General features: G+C 35.2%; 1 pseudogene. It reads right to left on the bottom strand.

What is annotated here, in order from left to right:
* Nucleotides 1-219 (bottom strand): annotated as a pseudogene (locus GBG18_RS15605) (IS5/IS1182 family transposase); the annotation flags it as partial.

The following is a 219-nucleotide window of genomic DNA, read 5'->3' as shown; positions in this document are numbered from 1 at the left end:
CTTATGTACTCTGTTATCTTCTGATCAACTGATTCCATATCCTTACGTGTCATTTTTTCAGAGATAAGTTGATTCTTTGAGGCATTAGCCCGTAAAAATGCACCATCAATAGCAACAACTTCTCCATCAATTAAATCTACAGAACGACATAGTATTACGAAGTCACGAAACAGTTGTTTTAATACGGAGGGATTATCTTTACGGAAGTTAGCAATAGTT

Source organism: Poseidonibacter ostreae, assembly GCF_009208075.1.
GTDB lineage: Bacteria > Campylobacterota > Campylobacteria > Campylobacterales > Arcobacteraceae > Poseidonibacter > Poseidonibacter ostreae.
Note: the sequence above shows the minus strand (reverse complement) of the source record. Positions and strands in the feature narration are given on the sequence as shown.